Raw genomic sequence first — 21,932 nt, 5'->3', positions numbered from 1 at the left:
ATCGGTTGCACGACCGAAACTTTCGGAGGCACCCGCAATGAGAACCTCCCGAACCTCCCGAACTTCCTTACGTGCGCGCCTCACGGCGCTCCTCACCGGCGGCGCGGTGGTGGGCGCCCTGCTCGCGGTCGCAACGACCGCCCACGCGGCCGACACCCCGCTGCGCGACCTCGCCGCCGCCAAGGGCAAGGTCATCGGCACCGCCGTCACCGGGTCCAAGCTGACGGGGACGTACGGCGACATCGCCGGGGCCCAGTTCAACTCGCTCACCCCCGGCAACGCCATGAAGTGGGGGACCGTCGAGCCCACCCGGGGCACCTACAACTGGGCCGAGGCCGACCAGATCGTCGCCTTCGCGCAGGCCCACAACCAGCAGGTGCGCGGGCACACCCTGGTCTGGCACAGCCAGAACCCGAGCTGGCTGACGAGCGGCACCTGGACGTCCGCCCAGCTCAGCGCGCTGCTCCAGGACCACATCAGCACCGAGGTCACCCGCTACAAGGGCAAGCTGGCCGCCTGGGACGTGGTGAACGAGCCCTTCAACGAGGACGGCACCTACCGCTCCACCCTCTGGTACAACGGCCTCGGCTCCGACTACATCGCCCAGGCCCTGACCTGGGCGCGCGCGGCCGACCCGAGCGCCAAGCTCTACATCAACGACTACAACGTCGAGGGTGTGGGCGCCAAGAGCACCGCCCTCTACAACCTGGTCAAGTCGCTGAAGGAGCGCGGCGTCCCGATCGACGGGGTCGGTCTCCAGGCCCACCTCATCCTCGGCCAGGTGCCGTCCACGCTCCAGCAGAACATCCAGCGCTTCGCCGACCTCGGCGTCGACGTGGCGATCACCGAGCTGGACATCCGTATGCAACTCCCGTCCGACAGCGCGAAGCTGACGCAGCAGGCCGCCGACTACAAGGCGGTGTTCGACGCGTGCGTGGCGGTGTCCCGGTGCTACGGCGTCACCGTCTGGGGCTTCACCGACTCCGACTCCTGGATCCCGGACGTCTTCTCGGGCTACGGCGCGGCGACCCCGTACGACGAGAACTACCTGCCGAAACCGGCGTACTACGCGATCGCGGGCTCGCTGGGCGGCACCTCGACGCCACCGCCCACGGGTGCCTGCACGGCGACGTACGGCGTCCAGAGCCAGTGGAACACGGGGTTCACGGGGCAGGTGCGGATCGCCTGTTCCGGGGCCGCGCTGTCGTCCTGGAGGGTGAGCTGGAGCTACGGCGCGGGTCAGCGGATCACCCAGGCCTGGAACGCCGACTGCACCCAGTCCGGTGCGGCGGTGACGTGCGCGAACGCCTCCTACAACGGAACGGTACCGAACGGCGGATCAGTGACGTTCGGGTTCAACGCGTCATGGAGCGGGAGCAATCCGGTGCCCACGGTGACCCTGGGCTGAGGGTGGCGTGAGAAGTCTGAGATTTTCCGAAGGAAACCCCAGAAGAGGTTCCTGCTCGTAATAATTCGGACTTACGTTCCTCCGCGTGACTGCAGAAGAGGAGCGCGGGGGCGGACGTGGGGCCGGGCGCGGGGACGGGAACGGGGTCGAGAGCGGAGACGGGAGCGAGGGCGCCGCGAGACGTACCGGACGGCGGAGAGGTCTGCTGAAAGCCGCCGGCATCACGCTCGCCGGCGTCCTCGTGCTCTCCGTGGCGGGGGCGGGCTGGGTCTACTCACATCTGAACGACAACATCAAGAGCGTGGACATCAACAGCGCACTGGGCGACGACCGTCCGGCGAAGGCGGTGTCGGCCCCGTCGGCGTCCGCCTCCGCGTCCGCCGCCCCGCTGCCGAGCGGCGCCCTGAACATCCTGGTCCTCGGCTCCGACTCGCGCAGCGGGGAGGCGAACGCCGCGCTCGGGGGCGGTGACAGCTCGGGTGCCCGCTCCGACACGGCGATGGTCGTCCACATCGACGAGGGCCGCACCGAGGCGACGGTGGTGAGCATCCCCCGGGACACCCTGGTGACCCGTCCGTCGTGCCCGACCCCGTCCGGCGGGACGACCTCGGTGGCGTACGAGGCGATGTTCAACAGCGCGTACGCGGTGGGCGGTCCGGTCTGCGCGGTGAAGACCGTCGAGTCCCTCACCGACGTCCGCATGGACCACTATCTGGAGATCGACTTCTCGGGCTTCGCGAAGCTGGTGAACGCGCTCGGCGGTGTCACCGTGACGACGGACCAGGACATCGACGACGACCAGAGTCATCTGCATCTGAAGGCGGGCACGCACCACCTGAACGGCACCCAGGCGCTGGCGCTGGCCCGTACCCGGCACGGCATAGGCGACGGCAGCGACCTCGGCCGCATAGGCCTGCAGCAGAACCTCGTGAAGGCGCTGCTGGAACAGATGGCGTCGACGTCCCTGCTGACCGACCCCGCCAAGCTCTACCAGGTCGCCGACGCGGTCACCGGCAGCCTCACCACGGACACGGGTCTCGACTCGCTGGGCGAACTGATGAAGCTCGGCCAGAGTCTGAAGTCCCTCTCCTCCGACCAGGTCAGGACGATCACCATGCCGGTGGTGACGGCTCCGTCGAACCCCAACCGGGTGGTGGCCGAGGAGCCGGAGGCGGGCGACCTGTGGGCCTCGCTCAAGTGAGCGGGTCGACCCGGTCGCCCCGCTCGACTCCGCCGACCCGGTACGTCAACAGGTAGCGCCAGTAGAGGAGTTGGCGGACGCGGGAGCCGGGCAGCAGCCGGTCCGCTTCGCTCCGGACGTCCGCCAGTGCCATCCGCGGCTCGCGCACCGGCGCCCGGATCGGCACAGCCGAGTTCCCGCGCAGCCGCTCACCCACGGACACCCCCGCCCGTGCCACGGCATTGGCGGGCACGGCCGCGAGGTCCCACCAGGTGATCCCCGCGTAGCAGCCCAGCACCAGCAGCACGCCGCCGGGCGCGAGCGCGTCACGGAACCTGGTCACCGTGCCGAACGGCATGTGGTGCAGGCTCGCCAGACAGGTGATGACGTCGTAGTGCCCCTTCGGCAGCCCGGCGGAGGCGGCGTCCGTGTGCCGGAACCGGGGGCCACCGCCGATCCGCCGCGCCGCGGCGATCACCTCGGCCGACGGATCGACGGCGTCGACCTCATAGCCCCGCGCCGCGAGCCGCCGCGCGAAACCCCCGGTGCCACAGCCGACGTCGAGGGCGATGTGCCCGTGCTTCGGCACCTTCCGCAGCAGCATCCGGTGGTAGTGGTCGTTGTGGTCGAAGGGCATACGGGAACCTGCCCACCCGGACCCCGGGTCAGCCCCGCGCTTCCGCGAGCACGTCTGCGCCCCGTTCGCCGGGACTTGAGCTTCGGGGGTCGGGATTCGAGACGCTTTTGTATGGATTGGGTGGGAGGCCCTACCCACCCACCCTCCCTGTCCGGCGGCCCAAGTGCCGCCCCGGCCAGGGGTGATGACTTTTCGTGATCGGGTCGCGGCGGAGCGTGGCGGACGTGTAGCGTGCGCCGGGAAAGCATCGACCCCCGTGGGTGTTCACAGCACCGCGCGGGGGTCTGACCACCGAGACCGAAAGAAGAGTTTCGACTCATGGCTGTCGCCCAGCTTAGTGCTGCCCCGCGCCCCTCCGCCCATCCCCTGGCCAATCCGGGCTACGGAAAACGGTCGGCGCCGGATCAAACCCCCCGTACGGGTCGCGACTTCGCGCATCTGCCCACCCGCGAGGCATCGATCGCGACGTACATCGACCGGCTCGCCGACGAGTCGGACCTCTCCATCAAGACCCTCGCCAAGCACCTCCCGTACGGCCAGTGCGCCCTCGCCACCGCCCTCAACAACCTGTCCGCGGCGGGCCATCTGCGCCGCGTACGCCGCCCCGTCACCGTCGACGGCTGCCCCCGCTGGGTCTGGCACACCTTCTTCTCGCGCACCGCGCACGACGACGCCTGGTGGAACGCCTTCCTCGCCGGGCGGACGCCGGTGACCGAGCAGCCCGTGGCGCAGGTGGCGCGCTCGACGGCGTACGGCGCGCTGGCCCGGCTCGGCCGTATCGACGCCAGGCTGACGCTGTCGGCGGGGGAGTGCGCGGCGCTGGAGGAGGAGGCCGCCGAGTGGTTCGCGCGGGGCGCGGGTGAGGCACAGCTCTTCCAGGCGCTGACGGCGGGGCTCCCGGAGCACGTGGCACACGCGTACGCCTTCGTACGCGCCCGGCTCCTCGCCAAACTGCCCCCGCCGCCTGAGCCGCGGCCACAGTCACCGGCGCCCCGGTACGAGGTGGTGTGCACGGCGTGCGGGGAGCCGGGCGGGGACGGTGACGAGCTGCGGGGCGGGTTGTGCGGGGGGTGCTGGGGCGGGCGGCCGACCCTCGCGGCCGATGAGGTGCGCGCCCATGCCGGACGGCTGCGCGCCGTCCTGCGTACCGGGACCCGCGTGGAGAAAACGGAGAAGGGAGCAGGCACATGACGACCTTGCAGCACGGTCCGCCCGTGACCGGGGCAGGATGGAGGGGAGGAGGCGACGCCATGACCCCCAGCACTGCCGACCGGCCCCAGATGCTCGTCGAGGAATTCGAGGAGCTCGCCTGCAACGCGCCCGAGCTTGTGCGGCTGGAGTTCATCAACGGAAAGGTCGTGGTCAAGCCCGTGCCGGACGGCAATCACGGCGAGATCGTCGCCTGGCTTCTCAAGCGATGCATGCAGCACCGGCCTGAGCTGTTCCTCTATCCGGAACAAGGGCTGAAGGTGGAGGCCTACCGCAAGGGGCGAGCCAAGCCGGACGGGGTCTTGGCGCCCGAGGAGTATTTCACCGGAATGGGCGAGTGGGCCGAGCCCGCGGGCGTCCTGATGGTCGTCGAGGTCACCTCGCACGACCGGGACGCCGACCGGCGTGACCGGATCGAGAAGCCCGACGGATACGCGGCCGCCGGCATCCCCGTCTACCTCCTCGTCGACCGGGACACGGACAGCGTGACCGTGCACTGCGACCCCGAGGGCGGCGTCTACCGCTCGCTCACCACCCGGGCGTTCGGAGCGGTGATCGAGCTGCCGGATCCGGTCGGGTTCACGCTGGAGACGCAGAAGCTCAAGGACTTCGCCGGCTGAGCCGTAGCCGCCTCACCCCGCCGGGAGAAAAAAATCCAGAGAAATCCGGGGACGGTGTCGAAACCGGTGTCTCCCGTTCGACGCACGGGTGAGAGGCAGGGAGAAGCTCCGCCTCCGAGGCACCACGGACACGAGGAGTCACCATGCCGCGCTATCTGTCGCTGGTCCAGATCGACGAGAGCACCGCGCCCGCCGAGGGCCCCAGCCCCGAGCTGATGCAGCGGATGGGCGAGCTGATCGAGGAGATCACCAAGGCGGGGGTCATGCTCGACACCGCCGGTCTGACGCCGTCCGCCCAGGGCAAGCGGGTGCACTGGGCGGGCGGGGAACTGTCCGTCACCGACGGGCCCTTCACCGAGTCCAAGGAGGTCGTCGGCGGCTACGCGCTCATGCAGTGCAAGGACATGGCCGAGGCCCTGGAGTGGACCAAGCGGTTCCTGAAGGTGCACGAGGAGCACTGGACGGTGACCTGCGAGGTGCGGGAGATCGCGGAGGGCTAGGACCTGTGAACAACGACAACGCTGCGGGTCAATACACCTAGCGGCTCCTTGGCCCACGGCCGCCGCGGGTGTCTGATGGTGGGCTGTGGAAGAGCAACAGCCCGCCGTCACACCCATCGCACCCGTCGCACCCATCGCACCCGTCGCACCTGTCACGCCCATCGCGTCCGGGGCCACCCGAGGTGCCGTCGAAGCCGGCGAGGCAGCCGAAGCCGTCGAAGCCGTCGAGACGATCTTCCGCATCGAGTCGCCCCGCATCATCGCCGCCGTCTCCCGCATCGTCCGCGACGTCGGCATCGCCGAGGAGCTCGCGCAGGACGCCCTGGTCGCGGCGCTGGAGCAGTGGCCGCGGGACGGCGTCCCGGACAACCCGGGCGCCTGGCTGACGACCACGGCCAGACGTCGTGGAATCGATCTCGTACGCCGCCGGGAGCAGTACGCGCGCAAGCTGGAGGAGGTGGGGCGGGACCTTTCGGTGACCGCCCCTCACCACCTCGACGAACCCTCCGACCCGGACGACATCGACGACGACCTGCTGCGGCTCGTCTTCACCGCTTGTCACCCCGCCCTGTCCGCCGAGGCCCGGATCGCCCTCACGCTGCGCCTGCTCGGCGGTCTGACCACCCCCGAGATCGCCCGCGCCTTTCTCGTCCCGGAGGCGACCGTCGCCCAGCGCATCGTGCGCGCGAAGCGGACCCTGGCGACGAAGAACGTGGCCTTCGAGGTGCCGTACGGCCCCGACCGCGCGGCCCGCCTCGGCTCCGTCCTCGACGTCATCTACCTGATCTTCAACGAGGGGTACGTCGCCACCGTCGGTGACGACTGGCTGCGCCCGGGCCTGTGCGAGGACGCCCTGCGGCTGGCCCGTGTGCTGTCGGGCCTGATGCCGAAGGAACCGGAGGTCCACGGCCTGACCTCGCTCCTGGAGTTCCAGACGTCCCGCGCCGCCACCCGCACCGGCCGCAACGGCGAGCCCGTGCTGCTCAAGGACCAGAACCGCGGCCGCTGGAACCGCATGCTCATCGCCCGCGGCATCACCGCCCTCGACCGCGCCGACGCCACCGCCACCGGCGCCCCGGGCCCGTACGTCCTCCAGGCGACCATCGCCGCCTGTCACGCGCTCGCCCACTCCTACGAGGAGACCGACTGGCCGAGGATCGCCACCCTGTACGCCCTGCTCGCCGCCCGCACCCCGTCGCCGGTCGTCGAGCTCAACCGGGCGGTCGCCGTGTCGATGGCGGAGGGGCCCGCCCCGGCCCTGGAGATCGTCGACGTCCTCGCCGCCGAATCCGCGCTGCGCGACTACCACCTGCTGCCCAGCGTGCGGGGGGATCTGCTGGCCCGGCTGGGGCGTACGGCGGAGGCGCACGAGGAGTTCGTACGGGCGGCCGGGCTGGCGCGGAACGGACGGGAGCGGGAGCTGCTGCTGGCCAGGGCGCGCGAGTGCCGTTCGTGACACGGACGAGCACACCCGCGGACTCGTAGCAGCACCTTCGCGGTGCGGACGAACGACGGTCGGCCGGGCACAGTGGCGAGGCCCGGCCGGGTCGGCGCCGACCCGCACCTGGACCCGCTCAAGACGCTCCACCGGCAGGAGCAGGAGCAGGAGCAGGAGCAGGAGCAGGAGCAGCGGCCGGGCGCGCGGGGGCACCGACGAGCATGGTCGGCGCCCCCGCGACCCGCGTCATGAACACCGTCGCCGAGTGGGGCCCCTGCGCCTTGGGCAGCACCTTGCGCCGCAGTTCCTCCGGCTCGACCGCCGACCCCCGCTTCTTCACCGTCAGCACCCCGACCTCCCGCTCCCGCAGCAGCGCCTTCAACTTCTTCACGTTGAAGGGGAGTCGGTCGGTGATCTCGTACGCGGAGGCGTACGGGGTGGGCCGCAGTGTGTCGGCCGTGACATACGCGATCGTCTCGTCGACCAGGCCGCCGCCGAGGTCCTCGGCCACCTCCGCGACCAGATGGGCGCGGATGACGGCGCCGTCGGGCTCGTACAGATAGCGCCCGACCGGCCGCACCGCCGGGTCGGGGAGGCCGCGGCCGCGCAGTTCGCGCGGGCCGGGCAGCAGGGTGGCCCGCACCAGGCCCGGCTCGGTGCCGAACCAGAGCACGGCCTCCTTCACGTCCCCGCCGTCCGAGATCCACTCGGCCTCCGCCTCGGCGGGGATCGCCTCGTGGGGGATGCCCGGGGCGATCTTCAGGGCGGCGAGCGGGGCCTTCAGAGCCGTCGCGATCGCCCAGGAGAGCGGGGGCGAGTACGCCTCCGGGTCGAAGATCCGGCCCCGGCCGCCGCGTCGCGCCGGATCGACGAAGACCGCGTCGTACGCGGCCGTGTCCACCTCCTTGACATCCGCCTCGCGCACCTCGATCAGACCGGCGAGCCCGAGCGCCTCGGCGTTCGCGCGGGCCACCGCCACCGTCAGCGGGTCGCGGTCGACGGCGAGGACCCGGATCCCGGCGCGGGCCAGCGCGATCGCGTCGCCGCCGATCCCGGAGCACAGATCGGCGACCGAGCGGACGCCCAGGGTGCGCAGACGCTCGGCGCGGTGGGTGGCCACGGTCGTCCGGGTCGACTGCTCGACCCCGTTCGCCGTGAAGAACATCCGCCGCGCGTCCTCGGCGCCGAACTTCGCCACCGCCCGCTGCCGCAGCCGCGCCTGCCCGAGCGCCGCCGAGACCAGATCGGCCGGATGGTCGCGGCGCAGCCGGGTGGCGACGGCCAGCTCCTGGGCCGGTTCGGTGCCGCGCACCTCGTCGAGCAGGGCACGGCCCTCGGGGGTGAGCAGGGAGGCGAAGGAGACGTCGTTCACCGCCTCATTGTCGGCCAGGGCGGGGGTGTGTGGGCCACTCGGTGGACGGTGCGCCCCCGGTCGCGGTGTCGGAGCCCCGTACGGGTGGTGGCCTGCAAGGATCCGACACCATGCGATCAGTACGACAAACTTATAAAAACAACGCAAAGAGGGCGGGCGTATGGGGCGGAGTCGCCGTCCTCGCCCTCACCGCCCTCGTGTCCGGCTGCGGCGACGAGGAGGCCGACACCGCGCACCCGGCCCCCGGGCAGCAGGCAGCGCACACGCCCGCGGCCGGTGCCCGCGACTCGTACGCCACCAGACTCCGCGAGGAACGCGCCGCGCGGGTCGCCGCGGCCGAGCACTGGGGGCTCGCCGAGGTCCCGCTGTCCGCGCCGCCGGCCCCGGCCAGAAAGCCGGTCATCACGCCCCGCGAAGGCTTCGAGGTCACCGACCAGGAGGAGCTCGGCCTACCGCCGGTCTTCACCACCGTCCCGACCAGGAACAAGGTCGTCTTCCTCACCATCGACGACGGCTCCGAGAAGGACCCGACGTTCCTCCGGATGATGAACGACCTCAAGATCCCGTACACCGCCTTCCTGAGCAACTACCTGGTCAAGGACGACTACGGGTACTTCCGCACGATGCGCGACCGGGGCGTCGGCCTCAACAACCACACCCTCACCCACCCCTATCTGCCCGGCCTGTCGTACGAGGAGCAGAGGCAAGAGATCTGCGGCATGCAGGACGTGATGGAGAAGCAGTTCGGCAAGCGCCCGAAGCTCTTCCGGCCGCCCTACGGCAACTACAACCGCGACACCCTCGTCGCCGCCAAGTCCTGCGGCATCAAGTACGCGCCCATCTGGGACGAGGAGGTCTTCGTCGACCACTGGGAGTACCGCGACTGGGACCAGGACCTGCACCCCGGCGACATCGTCCTCACCCACTTCCGCGGAAAGACGGACTGGGACGGCACCATGCCCGACATGATCCGCCGCTTCCTGAAGAAGGTCACCGACAAGGGGTACGCGGTGGCACGGCTGGAGGACTACCTGTGAGGACTCGGGTGCTGGTCGCCGGAGTCCTCACCACCGTGCTCCTGACCGGCTGCACCGGCTGTGCCCAGTCCGTCGACCCGATCGAACGGCTGGGCAAGAAGGCCGCGCAGGAGGTGCGCAGGCCCAAACCGCGGGGCCCGAGCCCGGCGACCTACCGCCACTGGGGCCTGGCCGCCCCGCTCGCCCCCGCACCGCAGTCGCCCGTCCGGCCCGGCCTGCGCGGCGCGGCGCCGGGGCTGGCACCCGTCGTGGACCGTGTGCCCACCCGCGACAAGGTGGTCTTCCTGACGTACGACGACGGTGCCGAGCGCGATCCGCGGTTCGTCGACATGGTCCGTGAACTGCGGCTGCCGGTCAGCATGTTTCTCACGGACAGTGTCGTCGGGCCGGGGTACGGGCACTTCGCCCAGCTGCGGACGGTCGGCGCGAGCGTGCAGAACCACACCCTTCACCACGCCTCGCTGCGCGGTCTGCCGTACGCCGGCCAGCGGGCCGAGATCTGCGGCCAGCAGGAGAAGCTCAAGGCCCGCTTCGGCATCCGCCCCCGGCTCTTCCGTCCCCCCTACGGCACCTACGACACCACCACGCTGCACGCCGCCGCCGACTGCGGGGTCACGGCCGTCGTCCTGGGCCGGACGGCCGACGCGCACCGCCTGCGGCCGGGCGACATCCTCTGCGACTTCGCCGAACCCAACCTCACGGAGGCGACGGTCAGACTCCTGCGCCGCATCCAGGCGGAGGGCTTCACACCGGCGCGTCTGGAGAACTACCTCTGAGATTCGGGTGATGACATTCGGCTGATGACATTCGGCTGGGGCCGGCACCCATCAGCCCGTCCGGCGCTTGAGGGCGAGGCCGTCCAGGCCGATGAAGGGGGGTCTGGGGGCGCAGCCCCCAGGGCGCGCCGACACCCGCGCCGGGTGCCCGGAACCCCACGCCACGCCGGAGGCCTTTGGCACTCCGCTTGACCGAGTGCTAATCGCGGTCATAGTCTCACTTCTGGCACTCCCCCCTGGAGAGTGCCAATAGCGACGGGCAGGTCCGGCACCCGCGACGACGGATCCACCTGGTCGCCACCTCAGACAGTTAACCCCGTGAGATCTCCGAAGGGGGAGGTCGGATCGTGACGACCACCAGCTCCAAGGTTGCCATCAAGCCGCTCGAGGACCGTGTAGTGGTCCAGCCGCTGGACGCCGAGCAGACCACGGCTTCCGGCCTGGTCATCCCGGACACCGCGAAGGAGAAGCCCCAGGAGGGCGTCGTCCTCGCCGTGGGCCCGGGACGCTTCGAGAACGGCGAGCGCCTGCCGCTCGACGTCAGCACCGGCGACATCGTGCTCTACAGCAAGTACGGCGGCACCGAAGTGAAGTACAACGGCGAGGAGTACCTCGTCCTCTCGGCTCGCGACGTGCTCGCGATCATCGAGAAGTAGTTCACCCGGCTTCACCTTGCTTCACCGCTTCACCCAGTTTTGCAGTGAACTGCGCCCCTGGCCCCCGCGACCATAACCAGCCGGGCGTCGGGGGCGCGGTTCGTTCACCCCAGTTTTCCGAGAGGGCTGAATCGCTCCCATGGCGAAGATCCTGAAGTTCGACGAGGACGCCCGTCGCGCCCTCGAGCGCGGCGTCAACAAGCTTGCCGACACGGTCAAGGTGACGATCGGCCCCAAGGGCCGCAACGTCGTCATCGACAAGAAGTTCGGCGCACCCACCATCACCAACGACGGTGTCACCATCGCCCGCGAGGTCGAGCTCGACGACCCGTACGAGAACCTCGGCGCCCAGCTGGTGAAGGAGGTGGCGACCAAGACCAACGACATCGCGGGTGACGGTACGACCACCGCCACCGTGCTGGCCCAGGCGCTCGTCCGCGAGGGCCTGAAGAACGTCGCCGCGGGTGCCTCCCCGGCGCTGCTGAAGAAGGGCATCGACGCGGCCGTCAGGGCGGTCTCCGACGAGCTCCTCGCCACCGCGCGCCCGATCGACGAGAAGTCCGACATCGCCGCCGTCGCCGCGCTGTCCGCCCAGGACCCGCAGGTCGGCGAGCTCATCGCCGAGGCGATGGACAAGGTCGGCAAGGACGGTGTCATCACCGTCGAGGAGTCCAACACCTTCGGTCTGGAGCTGGACTTCACCGAGGGCATGGCCTTCGACAAGGGCTACCTGTCGCCGTACATGGTGTCCGACCAGGAGCGTATGGAGGCCGTCCTCGACGACCCGTACATCCTCATCCACCAGGGCAAGATCAGCTCCATCCAGGACCTGCTGCCGCTGCTGGAGAAGGTCATCCAGTCCAACGCCTCCAAGCCGCTGCTGATCATCGCCGAGGACGTCGAGGGCGAGGCCCTGTCGACCCTGGTCGTGAACAAGATCCGCGGCACGTTCAACGCCGTCGCCGTGAAGGCCCCCGGCTTCGGTGACCGCCGCAAGGCCATGCTCGGCGACCTCGCCACCCTCACCGGTGGTCAGGTCATCGCCGAGGAGGTCGGCCTCAAGCTCGACCAGGTCGGTCTGGACGTGCTGGGCACCGCCCGCCGCGTGACCGTCACCAAGGACGACACCACCGTCGTCGACGGTGGCGGCGACCACGACGCCGTCGTGGGTCGCGTCAACCAGATCAAGGCCGAGATCGAGAACACCGACTCCGACTGGGACCGCGAGAAGCTCCAGGAGCGCCTCGCGAAGCTGGCCGGCGGCGTGTGCGTGATCAAGGTCGGCGCGGCCACCGAGGTCGAGCTCAAGGAGAAGAAGCACCGTCTGGAGGACGCCATCTCCGCGACCCGCGCCGCGGTCGAGGAGGGCATCGTCTCCGGTGGTGGCTCCGCGCTCGTCCACGCGGTGAAGATCCTGGAGGACAACCTCGGCAAGACCGGCGACGAGGCCACGGGCGTCGCGGTCGTCCGCAGGGCCGCCGTCGAGCCGCTGCGCTGGATCGCCGAGAACGCCGGCCTGGAGGGTTACGTCATCACCGCCAAGGTCGCCGAGCTCGACAAGGGCCAGGGCTTCAACGCCGCCACCGGCGAGTACGGCGACCTGGTCAAGGCCGGCGTCATCGACCCGGTCAAGGTCACCCGCTCCGCCCTGGAGAACGCCGCCTCCATCGCCTCCCTGCTCCTCACGACCGAGACCCTGGTCGTCGAGAAGCCGGCCGAGGAGGAGGCCGACGCCGGTCACGGCCACGGGCACTCCCACTGAGTCACGTACTCCGAAGAAGCCCCCGTTCCGCAAGGAACGGGGGCTTCTCCCGTACTCGGTACGACCGCGACGGCTTCAGCCGCTATGACGACGTATCACCGCTCCAGCCGGTACGACTCCGTACGACTGCCCCGATCGGTACGACCTGTACTGCCGCTCCAGTACCACCGCTCCAGTCGGTACGACCCGTACTCGTCCTACTGCTCCAGCGCGTCCAGCGCCCCGAGCTGCCCCATCAGCCCCAGCCGGTCGTACTGCCACCAGCCCTCGACGATCTTCCCGTCCTCCTGGCAGCGGAAGATGGTCACCCCGGTCATGGCGACCTGTTTCCCGGTCGCCGGGATCCCCATGAAGTCGCCCTTGTGGGTGCCGTTCCAGGTCCATCGGGTGCAGACCCGGTCGCCCTCGGTGAGCTGGTCCTCGACCATGAACGCGAAGTCGAACCCACCGCGCCACATCCCGATCTCGCGCAGCATCGCGTCGAGACCGATGGTGTCCTGCTCGTTGGCGGGATCGTGGTCGTGGTAGCCCTCCGTCATCAGGCCGTTGAGCGGTGGCAGTTCACCCCGCGTGCCCATCGTGTCGAACAACCTGCGGACGGTGGCCGCGTACAACCGCTCGTCGCGCACCACGTCCAGGTCGGTGAACGTCGGCATCTCGTCGCAGAGCGCCACCATCTCCCGGAAGACCGCGTCCGTCTCGGGGAGGTGCGAGTTCCGCATCGCCTCCTCGTAGGAGGGAAACTCCACGATCTCCACGAAGTGGGTCGCGTCGGACCGGTCCTTGCCGATCAGCTCGTGCGTCGCGGTCCGCTTGCCCCTGGTCTTCTCGACCCATGTGTCCATCAGCCGGTTCATCTCGTCGAACCGACTGGTCCTGCAGTCGATGAGCTGTACGAATGTCATGGCGTCGCCTCCGGCCCCTGGGTCCGGTTGAACACCCTCAGTTTCTCACCGGAGGGACGACACCACCCACCGCACGGCGGGCCTACTGGGGGCCGTACTTCCGGCCGGTCTTCGACGTGATCCCGCCCAGCAGCCCCCGCGGCGCCACCTTCACCAGGCCCATCAGCGCCTTGTAGCGGGGGTCGGGGATGGACAGCGACTTGCCGCGGGACAGGTCCGCGAGCGCCGCCGCGACCAGCTTGTCCGCGTCCAGCCACATCCAGTTCGGGATGTTGTCCGTGTCCATCCCGGCCCGCTCGTGGAACTCGGTGCGGACGAAACCGGGGGCGAGCGCCATCAGCCGTACACCGCTGCCCGCCAGGTCCTTCGCCGCGCCCTGCGTGAACTGCACGACCCACGCCTTGGACGCCCCGTACGTGCCGCGCGGCACGAACGCGGCCACCGAGGCGACATTGACCACCCCGCCCCGGCCGCGCTCCCGCATGGCCTCCGTCGCCGCCGACGTCAGCCGGAGCACCGCCTCGCAGTGCACCTTGAGCATGGTCAGCTCGTCGGCCATCGACACTTCCAGATAGCGGCCCTTGTTGCCGAAGCCCGCGTTGTTGATCAGCAGGTCGACCGGGTTCTTGCGGTCGGAGAGGCGGGCGGCCACCGCCTCGATGCCCTCGTCCGTCGCCAGGTCGGCGGTCAGCACCTCCGCCTCGATGCGGTGCAGGTCGTGCAGCTCGGTCGCCTGCTCGCGCAGCCGCCCGGTGTCGCGCGCGACCAGCACGAGGTTGTGCCCGTCAGCCGCCAGCCGCCGCGCGAAGGCGGCACCGATGCCCGCGGTCGATCCCGTAATCAGAGCCGTTGTCATGGCCCAAGGCTATTGAATCCTCTCCTCCTTGAAGGGAGGACATTCCTGGCTCACGCTGCCTGTGGGCCAGCGGCTCAACAGGTCTTCTGCGATCAACACCAGCCGGGTTGAAACCAGCCCGGATACAGAACAGGAACAAGGGGACGCCACATGCTTGGTTCTCGCGACGCGCCATCCAGGCTTCACGCTACCAGCAGGCCGGTCCGCCCCAGGGCCGAACCAGCCGCTAACCGCACTGTCGCGCCACGTACTTCTCCGCCGTCTTCAGCCACTCCGGGTGCAGCGCGTCGCCCGCCGCCAACAGCCTTGGCAGCAGTGTCCGTTCGGTCGTCGCGGCGAGGAAGGCGAGGGCGACCGTCACCTCGTGGTCGGGCCGGTACACGATCTCGATCGGGGCGCCCGCCCGGATCTCGCCCGGCTCGATCACCCGCAGATAGGCACCCGGCGCACCCTTCCGGGTGAACCGCTTCACCCAGTGCCGCTCGCCGATGTGCTCCTGGAACGTACGGCAGGGGATGCGCCCACAGGTGACTTCGAGGACCGCCTCGGAGCCGACGCGCCAGCGCTCGCCGATCAGCGCGCCGGACACGTCGAGCCCCTGGGTCGTGAGGTTCTCACCGAACGCGCCGTTCGCCAGCGTCCGGCCGAGCTCGCTCTCCCAGTCGTCGAGGTCCTCGCGGGCGACCGCGTACACCGCCTGGTCGTTCCCGCCGTGATGGCGCAGGTCGCACACCGTGTCTCCGGCCAGACCGCTCGCGCCGACCCCCTTGGGCCCGGGCGCCGCCACCCGCACCGGCCCGTCCACCGGCCGCTTGCCGATGCCGGTCACACCCTCGGGGTGGTCCGTGTAGGGGACGGCCCGCGGGCCGCCGATGTTCAAGGACAGAAGCTGCATGACAGCACGCTAGCGATACCGGGTCAAAGCGTCGACGCGATATTCGCTGCCGTATCCAAGATTCACTTATGCTCAAAAGGTGATCGAGGCCCGTCATCTCCGCGTCCTGCGTGCCGTCGCCGCCACCGGCTCCTTCTCGGCGGCGGGACGTGAACTGGGCTGCACCCAGCCCGCCGTCAGCCAGCAGATGAAGGCGCTCGAATCGTCCGTCGGCACTCCGCTGCTGATCCGCACCGGCCGCGAGATGCGCCTCACCCAGGCGGGTGAGGCGCTGGTCCGGCACGCGGCGGGCATCATCGCGGGTCTGACCGCCGCCGAGGAGGAGGTCGCCGCGATCGCCGGCCTGCGCGCGGGCCGGGTCCGGCTCGTCTCGTTCCCGAGCGGCAGTTCCACCCTCGTTCCCACGGCGCTCGCCGCCCTGCGCGCCGCGCACCCCGGCACCCGGGTCTCCCTGGAGGAGGCTGAGCCGCCCGAGTCCGTCGAGAAGCTCCGGGACGGGGACTGCGACATCGCGCTCGCGTTCCGTTACGAGGGCGCGGCGGGTGTCGAGGAGTGGGACGACCTCGTCGTACGGCCCCTGCTGCGGGACCGGCTCGTCGGGCTGGTCCCGGAGGGGCACCGGCTGGCCCGGGCCGGGTCGGTCGCGATCGCCGAACTCGCCGACGAGCCGTGGATCGCGGGCTGTCCGCGCTGCCGGGGACAACTGGTCGAGGTCTGCCGTGCCGCGGGTTTCGCGCCCCGCATCGATTTCGCCACCGACGACTACCCGGCCGTCGTCGGGCTGGTCGGGGCGGGCCTCGGGGTCGCGGTGCTGCCGGAGCTCGCCATCGAGTCCGTACGCCCCAAGGGTGCACGGACCGTGACCGTGGAGCCGCCGGTGCGGCGGGAGATCGTCGCGCTCACGCTGCCGGACCTGGCCCAGGTGCCGGCGGTGGCGGCGACGCTCGACCAGCTGGCACGGGCCGCGGCCCGCTGACGCCGCGACGAAGGGGCCGTCGACGCCGCAAGGAAGGGTCCGTCGAGGCCGCGAAGGAGGGTCCGTCGACGCCGTCAAAAGGGTCGACGCCGCCACAAAGCAGGGGCATGCGGGCGCGTGCTCGACTGTGGACCTGGGGCCCGATTGCGGACCTGGGGCCCGATTGCGGACCTGGGACCCGATTGCGGACCTGGGACCCGATTGCGGACTGGAATGCAGAAACGTTCCTTCAGTTGTTCGAAGCGGGATCGCCGCTCCCGGTGGTCGACGCCGCCACCAGCCGGTTGCGCGCCCGCCCCATGAGCTCTTCGCGCTCGTCCTCGGTCAGGCCGCCCCATACGCCGTACGGCTCGCGCACCGCCAGTGCGTGCGCCGCGCACTGGGCGCGTACCGGGCATCTCATGCAGACCTCTTTGGCCGAGTTCTCGCGAGCGCTCCGTGCCGCACCGCGCTCACCCTCCGGGTGGAAGAAGAGCGAGCTGTCGACCCCGCGGCAGGCCGCGAGGAGCTGCCAGTCCCAGAGGTCCGCGTTCGGACCGGGAAGGCGGGAGAAATCTGCCATTGCGTGTCCCCTTGTTGCCGTTCTGGGCTGCTCTGTGCCCACCGACCGTACATCTACGATCTAAGGAGATGAAAATATGACTCATTGCGAATCTAGCCGCAGACACCAACAAATGGGAAGAAAACAGGCTGAATGGGGCATACGTTGTGATGAAAGATTGAGGGTCCGTTGCGCATGTCTGCACCGTGTCCGCACCCTCACGTAGAGTGCCGAAGACGACCGACTGCCCCGTAACTCTTTCGAGTGACCATCGTTGAGAGTGCGGTGGCGGTCGAAGGAACAAGCGCTCGGGCAGACGGCAGTTTCCGTCGGCGAGTGTCGACCGCACAGGTGACGATTCGTACCAGCCTGGAGGCTCAAGGTGACGCGCATCAGCTGCGGAGGACGGTCATGACATCCGTCCTCGTCTGCGACGACTCCCCGCTTGCCCGAGAGGCGCTCCGCCGCGCGGTGGCGACCGTGCCCGGCGTCGAGCGCGTGACGACGGCGGCCAACGGCGAGGAAGTCCTCCGCCGCTGGGGTGCCGACCGCTCGGACCTGATTCTGATGGACGTACGCATGCCCGGTCTGGGCGGCGTCGAGACCGTTCGGCGGCTGCTGTCCGCCGACCCCGGTGCGCGCATCATCATGCTCACCGTGGCCGAGGACCTGGACGGGGTGGCACTCGCCGTCGCCGCCGGGGCCCGCGGCTATCTGCACAAGGACGCCTCCCGCGCCGAGCTGCGCGCGACCGTGACCCAGGCGCTCGCCGACCCCACCTGGCGGCTCGCCCCGCGCAGGCTGCGGTCGGCCGAGATGGGTGCGGCGCCGACGCTCACAGCGCGTGAGATCCAGGTGCTGGAAGGCATGAGCCACGGCCGCTCCAACGCAGAGATCGGCCGCGAGCTGTTCCTCTCCGAGGACACCGTGAAGACGCACGCCCGGCGGCTCTTCAAGAAGCTCGGCGCATCGGACCGCGCGCACGCAGTGGCGCTCGGTTTCCGATGGGGCCTGGTTCGTTAGGTGAGCCGCCGCGGGGCTACGACGAACCCCGCCTGCCGCATGGCGGGCGGGGCCGACAAGGGGGCCCGCCGAGTGCCCGCTGCTCGTTTCGCCGCGGATGCCGCATGCTTGAGGTGTGGAGTTCCTCGGGGACGAGTCGGTCGAGCGGAAGGGGAGGGCGCAGGAGATGAGTTCCGGCGCACCTGCTCATAACGCTTCGGTGCACAACTACGGACGCGGTGCCACGGACAAGACGACGCCAAGGCACCATGGACCGATGCGCGACGACGAGACGACGGTGATCGGTGCGCTCGTCCATCGCGCGGTCGACGGCGACGAGCAGGCCACGCACGACCTGCTCGCGCATGTACATCCCTTGGCGTTGCGCTACTGCCGCACCCGCCTCTCCCGACTTCCGGGCGATGCGCGGCACTTCGTCGAGGACCTGGCCCAGGAGGTCTGCGTAGCGGTGCTCCTCGCACTGCCGCGCTACAAGGACACCGGGCGCCCCTTCGAGGCGTTCGTGTTCGCCATCGCCGCGCACAAGGTCGCCGACCTGCAGCGCGCCGCGATGCGTCACCCCGGTTCGACGGCGGTTCCCTCGGACGAGATGCCCGAGCGCCCCGACGACTCGCTCGGCCCGGAGGAGCGCGCCCTCCTCAGCAGCGATGCCGAGTGGGCCAAGAAACTCCTGGCCAACCTCCCCGAGAACCAGCGCGAGCTGCTCCTGCTCCGCATCGCGGTGGGCCTCACGGCCGAGGAGACGGGCCAGATGCTGGGAATGTCACCGGGCGCGGTACGGGTGGCTCAACACCGGGCACTGAGCCGGTTGCGGGCCCTGGCGGAGCAGTAGGCGAGACATTCGACGGTCGTTGCTCGGGGGTACCGGATTCCCTCGGGCGGCGGCTTCGCCCGGAGACCGGGGCGGCCTTCCCCCGTCGTGAATCATCAGGGTGAGAACCGACACCATGGAGTCCCCCGCCGCCTCCGGAGCGCCCCCGACAACCCCCGGGGACCGGGGCTGTCGGCCCACAAATGAACGGCATCGCCACCTCGCCCGTACGAACCTACGAAGCCCGAGGGCGAGCCGCACCATGGAATGAGAGAGCCTTGCTTCCCGTTAGCATGGGCATCCGCACCGATCAAGGCCATTTGGGGAAGGTGTCATGACTGCCAACGTCGACGGAGTGCCCGCCAAATTCGCGACACTCGGGCTGACCTACGACGACGTGCTGCTGCTGCCGGGCGCGTCGGACATGGCGCCCGACGAGATCGACACCGCCTCGTACATCTCGAAGAACGTGCGGGTGAACATTCCGCTGCTCTCCGCGGCCATGGACAAGGTCACCGAGTCCCGGATGGCCATCGCGATGGCCCGCCAGGGCGGCGTCGGCGTACTGCACCGCAACCTGTCCATCGAGGACCAGGCCAACCAGGTCGACCTGGTGAAGCGCTCCGAGTCCGGCATGGTGACCGACCCGATCACCGTGCACCCGGACGCCACGCTCGGCGAGGCCGACGCGATCTGCGCCAAGTTCCGCATCTCCGGCGTGCCGGTCACCGACGGCGGCGGCAAGCTGCTCGGCATCGTCACCAACCGCGACATGGCCTTCGAGACCGACCGCTCGCGTCAGGTCCGCGAGGTCATGACGCCGATGCCCCTGGTCACCGGCAAGGTCGGCATCTCCGGCAGCGACGCCATGGAGCTGCTGCGCCGCCACAAGATCGAGAAGCTTCCGCTGGTCGACGACGCGGGCGTCCTCAAGGGCCTCATCACGGTCAAGGACTTCGTGAAGGCCGAGAAGTACCCGAACGCCGCCAAGGACGGCGAGGGCCGTCTCCTCGTCGGCGCGGCGGTCGGTGTGGCCGGTGACGCCTTCGAGCGCGCCCAGGCCCTCATCGAGGCGGGCGTCGACTTCATCGTCGTCGACACCGCGCACGGCCACTCCCGGCTGGTCGGCGACATGGTCGCCAAGATCAAGTCGAACTCCTCCGGCGTCGACGTCATCGGCGGCAACATCGCCACCCGCGACGGCGCCCAGGCCCTGATCGACGCGGGCGTCGACGGCATCAAGGTCGGGGTCGGCCCCGGCTCCATCTGTACCACCCGCGTCGTCGCCGGCATCGGCGTACCGCAGGTGACCGCCATCTACGAAGCGTCGCTCGCCGCCAAGGCGGCCGGCGTCCCGGTCATCGGCGACGGTGGCCTGCAGTACTCCGGCGACATCGCGAAGGCCCTGGTCGCGGGCGCCGACACGGTGATGCTCGGCTCGCTGCTCGCGGGCTGCGAGGAGTCCCCGGGCGAGCTGCTGTTCATCAACGGCAAGCAGTTCAAGTCGTACCGCGGCATGGGCTCCCTGGGCGCCATGCAGTCCCGTGGCGAGCAGCGCTCCTTCTCCAAGGACCGCTACTTCCAGGAGGGCGTCGCCTCCGACGAGAAGCTCGTCCCCGAAGGCATCGAGGGCCAGGTCCCCTACCGCGGTCCCCTGTCCGCGGTCGTCCACCAGCTGGTCGGCGGTCTGCGCCAGTCGATGTTCTACGTCGGCGGCCGCACCGTTCCCGAGCTCCAGGACAACGGCCGGTTCGTCCGGATCACCTCGGCGGGCCTCAAGGAGAGCCACCCGCACGACATCCAGATGACGGTCGAGGCGCCGAACTACAGCCGCAACAAGTAACTACAGCCGCGACAAGTAACTACAGCCGCAACAAGCAGTCGTACGACAAGCAGTCGTACGACGCCGAATTCGATGCACACTCGCGCATCAAGCGCGTGAATGTGTGCTTGAGGGCGGTCCCGGATGTTCCGGGGCCGCCCTTGTCGTATGCGTCGGGGATACTGGGAGGCGCAGAAGCGAAGAGGGAAAGGCCACACACGTGACTGAGATCGAGATCGGGCGCGGCAAGCGCGGCCGCCGGGCGTATGCCTTCGATGACATCGCCGTCGTCCCGAGCCGCCGTACGCGGGACCCGAAGGAGGTCTCGATCGCCTGGCAGATCGATGCCTACCGCTTCGAGCTGCCGTTCCTGGCCGCCCCGATGGACTCGGTCGTCTCCCCGGCCACCGCGATCCGCATCGGCGAGCTGGGAGGCCTGGGTGTACTGAACCTCGAAGGCCTGTGGACGAGGTACGAGGACCCGCAGCCGCTGCTCGACGAGATCGCCGAGCTGGACGCGGACACCGCGACCCGCCGCCTCCAGGAGATCTACGCCGCTCCCATCAAGGAGGAGCTGATCGGGCAGCGCATCAAGGAGGTGCGCGACTCGGGCGTCGTCACCGCCGCGGCCCTGTCGCCGCAGCGCACGGCCCAGTTCTCCAAGGCCGTCGTCGACGCGGGCGTGGACATCTTCGTCATCCGCGGTACGACGGTGTCGGCGGAGCATGTCTCCGGTGCCTCCGAACCGCTGAACCTGAAGCAGTTCATCTACGAGCTCGACGTCCCGGTGATCGTCGGCGGCTGCGCCACGTACACCGCGGCCCTGCACCTGATGCGCACGGGCGCGGCCGGTGTCCTGGTCGGCTTCGGCGGCGGCGCCGCGCACACCACGCGCAATGTGCTGGGCATCCAGGTCCCGATGGCCACGGCGGTGGCGGACGTCGCCGCCGCCCGCCGCGACTACATGGACGAGTCCGGCGGCCGCTATGTGCACGTCATCGCGGACGGTGGCGTCGGCTGGTCCGGCGACCTCCCGAAGGCCATCGCCTGCGGCGCCGACTCGGTGATGATGGGGTCCCCGCTGGCCCGCGCCACCGACGCGCCCGGCAAGGGCCACCACTGGGGCATGGAGGCGGTCAACGAGGAGCTGCCGCGTGGCAAGAAGGTCGACCTCGGCACCGTCGGCACCATCGAGGAGATTCTCGCCGGCCCCTCGCACATCCCCGACGGCTCCATGAACATCTTCGGCGCCCTCCGCCGCGCGATGGCCACCACCGGCTACAGCGAGCTCAAGGAGTTCCAGCGCGTCGAGGTGACGGTCGCGGACTCGCAGCACAAGCGGTGACGTCGCACTCGGCTTAGCCCGACGAAGGGGCCCGGTCATCCACGCGTGTGGATGACCGGGCCCCTTCGCATGTCCGAACCGAATCCGTCTGCGTACGGTGAAGTGCCGGAGGAGGTGGATCTTGCGGATCTACCGAAAGTGAGCGGCCACCCCCGCAAGGACC

21 protein-coding genes are annotated in these 21,932 nt (G+C 69.9%); 15 read left to right on the top strand and 6 right to left on the bottom strand.

Annotated elements, in window-relative coordinates; translation table 11 throughout:
- Positions 1 to 37: 37 nt before the first annotated feature.
- Positions 38 to 1,408, top strand: coding sequence for a glycoside hydrolase family 10 protein (locus tag RV986_RS21035; protein ID WP_475918898.1), 1,371 nt, complete (start codon positions 38 to 40; stop codon positions 1,406 to 1,408).
- Positions 1,409 to 1,610: 202 nt separating this feature from the next.
- A complete protein-coding gene (locus tag RV986_RS21030) occupies positions 1,611 to 2,609 on the top strand; it encodes an LCP family protein (protein WP_475924362.1) in 999 nt (332 codons plus the stop codon).
- On the opposite strand, the gene RV986_RS21025 is transcribed toward RV986_RS21030, so the two are convergent.
- On the bottom strand, positions 2,602 to 3,225 hold the full coding sequence (locus RV986_RS21025; RefSeq protein ID WP_475918897.1) for a class I SAM-dependent methyltransferase: 624 nt from the start codon (positions 3,223 to 3,225) through the stop codon (positions 2,602 to 2,604). The genes RV986_RS21030 and RV986_RS21025 overlap by 8 nt on opposite strands.
- 318 nt (positions 3,226 to 3,543) lie before the next feature.
- Here RV986_RS21025 and RV986_RS21020 point away from each other — a divergent pair, with 318 nt between their 5' ends.
- From RV986_RS21020 to RV986_RS21005, 4 genes are all read left to right on the top strand, one after another.
- Positions 3,544 to 4,416, top strand: coding sequence for a hypothetical protein (locus RV986_RS21020; protein WP_475918896.1), 873 nt, complete (start codon positions 3,544 to 3,546; stop codon positions 4,414 to 4,416).
- Positions 4,417 to 4,475: 59 nt separating this feature from the next.
- Positions 4,476 to 5,054 carry a Uma2 family endonuclease gene (locus RV986_RS21015; protein WP_475918895.1) on the top strand — a complete coding sequence of 193 codons (579 nt, stop codon included), beginning with the start codon at positions 4,476 to 4,478 and terminating at the stop codon, positions 5,052 to 5,054.
- Positions 5,055 to 5,197: 143 nt separating this feature from the next.
- The gene (locus tag RV986_RS21010) at positions 5,198 to 5,554 is read left to right on the top strand and encodes a YciI family protein (protein ID WP_475918894.1); all 357 of its coding nucleotides are present in this window, start codon (positions 5,198 to 5,200) and stop codon (positions 5,552 to 5,554) included.
- A gap of 160 nt (positions 5,555 to 5,714) precedes the next feature.
- Positions 5,715 to 7,010, top strand: a complete 1,296-nt coding sequence (locus tag RV986_RS21005) for an RNA polymerase sigma factor (RefSeq protein WP_475924361.1) — start codon at positions 5,715 to 5,717, stop codon at positions 7,008 to 7,010.
- A 118-nt stretch (positions 7,011 to 7,128) separates the two neighbouring features.
- On the opposite strand, the gene RV986_RS21000 is transcribed toward RV986_RS21005, so the two are convergent.
- Positions 7,129 to 8,364 carry a THUMP-like domain-containing protein gene (locus tag RV986_RS21000; RefSeq protein ID WP_475918893.1) on the bottom strand — a complete coding sequence of 412 codons (1,236 nt, stop codon included), beginning with the start codon at positions 8,362 to 8,364 and terminating at the stop codon, positions 7,129 to 7,131.
- A 110-nt stretch (positions 8,365 to 8,474) separates the two neighbouring features.
- On the opposite strand from RV986_RS21000, the gene RV986_RS20995 reads away from it, so the two are divergent.
- From RV986_RS20995 to groL, 4 genes are all read left to right on the top strand, one after another.
- A complete protein-coding gene (locus RV986_RS20995; protein WP_475918892.1) occupies positions 8,475 to 9,401 on the top strand; it encodes a polysaccharide deacetylase family protein in 927 nt (308 codons plus the stop codon).
- The gene (locus RV986_RS20990) at positions 9,398 to 10,177 is read left to right on the top strand and encodes a polysaccharide deacetylase family protein (protein WP_475918891.1); all 780 of its coding nucleotides are present in this window, start codon (positions 9,398 to 9,400) and stop codon (positions 10,175 to 10,177) included. Before RV986_RS20995 ends, RV986_RS20990 begins: the two co-directional genes overlap by 4 nt.
- Before the next feature lie 347 nt (positions 10,178 to 10,524).
- On the top strand, positions 10,525 to 10,833 hold the full coding sequence (gene groES / locus RV986_RS20985) for a co-chaperone GroES (RefSeq protein ID WP_060901476.1): 309 nt from the start codon (positions 10,525 to 10,527) through the stop codon (positions 10,831 to 10,833).
- Positions 10,834 to 10,972: 139 nt separating this feature from the next.
- Positions 10,973 to 12,595, top strand: a complete 1,623-nt coding sequence (gene groL, locus RV986_RS20980) for a chaperonin GroEL (RefSeq protein ID WP_475918890.1) — start codon at positions 10,973 to 10,975, stop codon at positions 12,593 to 12,595.
- Between the two features lie 197 nt (positions 12,596 to 12,792).
- On the opposite strand, the gene RV986_RS20975 is transcribed toward groL, so the two are convergent.
- From RV986_RS20975 to RV986_RS20965, 3 genes are all read right to left on the bottom strand, one after another.
- Complete coding sequence (locus tag RV986_RS20975) at positions 12,793 to 13,500, bottom strand: ester cyclase (RefSeq protein ID WP_475918889.1); 708 nt, start codon at positions 13,498 to 13,500, stop codon at positions 12,793 to 12,795.
- An 82-nt stretch (positions 13,501 to 13,582) separates the two neighbouring features.
- Positions 13,583 to 14,356 carry an SDR family NAD(P)-dependent oxidoreductase gene (locus RV986_RS20970; protein ID WP_475918888.1) on the bottom strand — a complete coding sequence of 258 codons (774 nt, stop codon included), beginning with the start codon at positions 14,354 to 14,356 and terminating at the stop codon, positions 13,583 to 13,585.
- A gap of 226 nt (positions 14,357 to 14,582) precedes the next feature.
- Positions 14,583 to 15,251: an MOSC domain-containing protein gene (locus RV986_RS20965; RefSeq protein ID WP_475918887.1), complete on the bottom strand. Its 669-nt coding sequence runs from the start codon at positions 15,249 to 15,251 to the stop codon at positions 14,583 to 14,585.
- Between the two features lie 79 nt (positions 15,252 to 15,330).
- Between RV986_RS20965 and RV986_RS20960 the strand changes: the two genes are divergently transcribed.
- A complete protein-coding gene (locus RV986_RS20960; protein ID WP_475918886.1) occupies positions 15,331 to 16,227 on the top strand; it encodes a LysR family transcriptional regulator in 897 nt (298 codons plus the stop codon).
- A 229-nt stretch (positions 16,228 to 16,456) separates the two neighbouring features.
- On the opposite strand, the gene RV986_RS20955 is transcribed toward RV986_RS20960, so the two are convergent.
- Positions 16,457 to 16,789, bottom strand: coding sequence for a WhiB family transcriptional regulator (locus RV986_RS20955; RefSeq protein WP_060901471.1), 333 nt, complete (start codon positions 16,787 to 16,789; stop codon positions 16,457 to 16,459).
- Positions 16,790 to 17,179: 390 nt separating this feature from the next.
- On the opposite strand from RV986_RS20955, the gene RV986_RS20950 reads away from it, so the two are divergent.
- The 4 genes from RV986_RS20950 to RV986_RS20935 all read left to right on the top strand — a co-directional run bounded on the left by RV986_RS20950 (position 17,180) and on the right by RV986_RS20935 (position 21,769).
- Complete coding sequence (locus RV986_RS20950) at positions 17,180 to 17,791, top strand: response regulator transcription factor (RefSeq protein ID WP_003948568.1); 612 nt, start codon at positions 17,180 to 17,182, stop codon at positions 17,789 to 17,791.
- Positions 17,792 to 18,047: 256 nt separating this feature from the next.
- A complete protein-coding gene (locus RV986_RS20945; RefSeq protein ID WP_060901477.1) occupies positions 18,048 to 18,623 on the top strand; it encodes a sigma-70 family RNA polymerase sigma factor in 576 nt (191 codons plus the stop codon).
- A 313-nt stretch (positions 18,624 to 18,936) separates the two neighbouring features.
- The gene (gene guaB, locus RV986_RS20940; RefSeq protein WP_475918885.1) at positions 18,937 to 20,445 is read left to right on the top strand and encodes an IMP dehydrogenase; all 1,509 of its coding nucleotides are present in this window, start codon (positions 18,937 to 18,939) and stop codon (positions 20,443 to 20,445) included.
- A gap of 199 nt (positions 20,446 to 20,644) precedes the next feature.
- Positions 20,645 to 21,769 (top strand): GuaB3 family IMP dehydrogenase-related protein, encoded by a 1,125-nt coding sequence (locus RV986_RS20935; protein ID WP_475918884.1) that lies wholly within the window; start codon positions 20,645 to 20,647, stop codon positions 21,767 to 21,769.
- The last annotated feature ends 163 nt before the right edge of the window (positions 21,770 to 21,932 follow it).

Source organism: Streptomyces sp. RLA012, from assembly GCF_056270325.1.
This window is presented reverse-complemented; position numbering and strand designations above follow the sequence as displayed.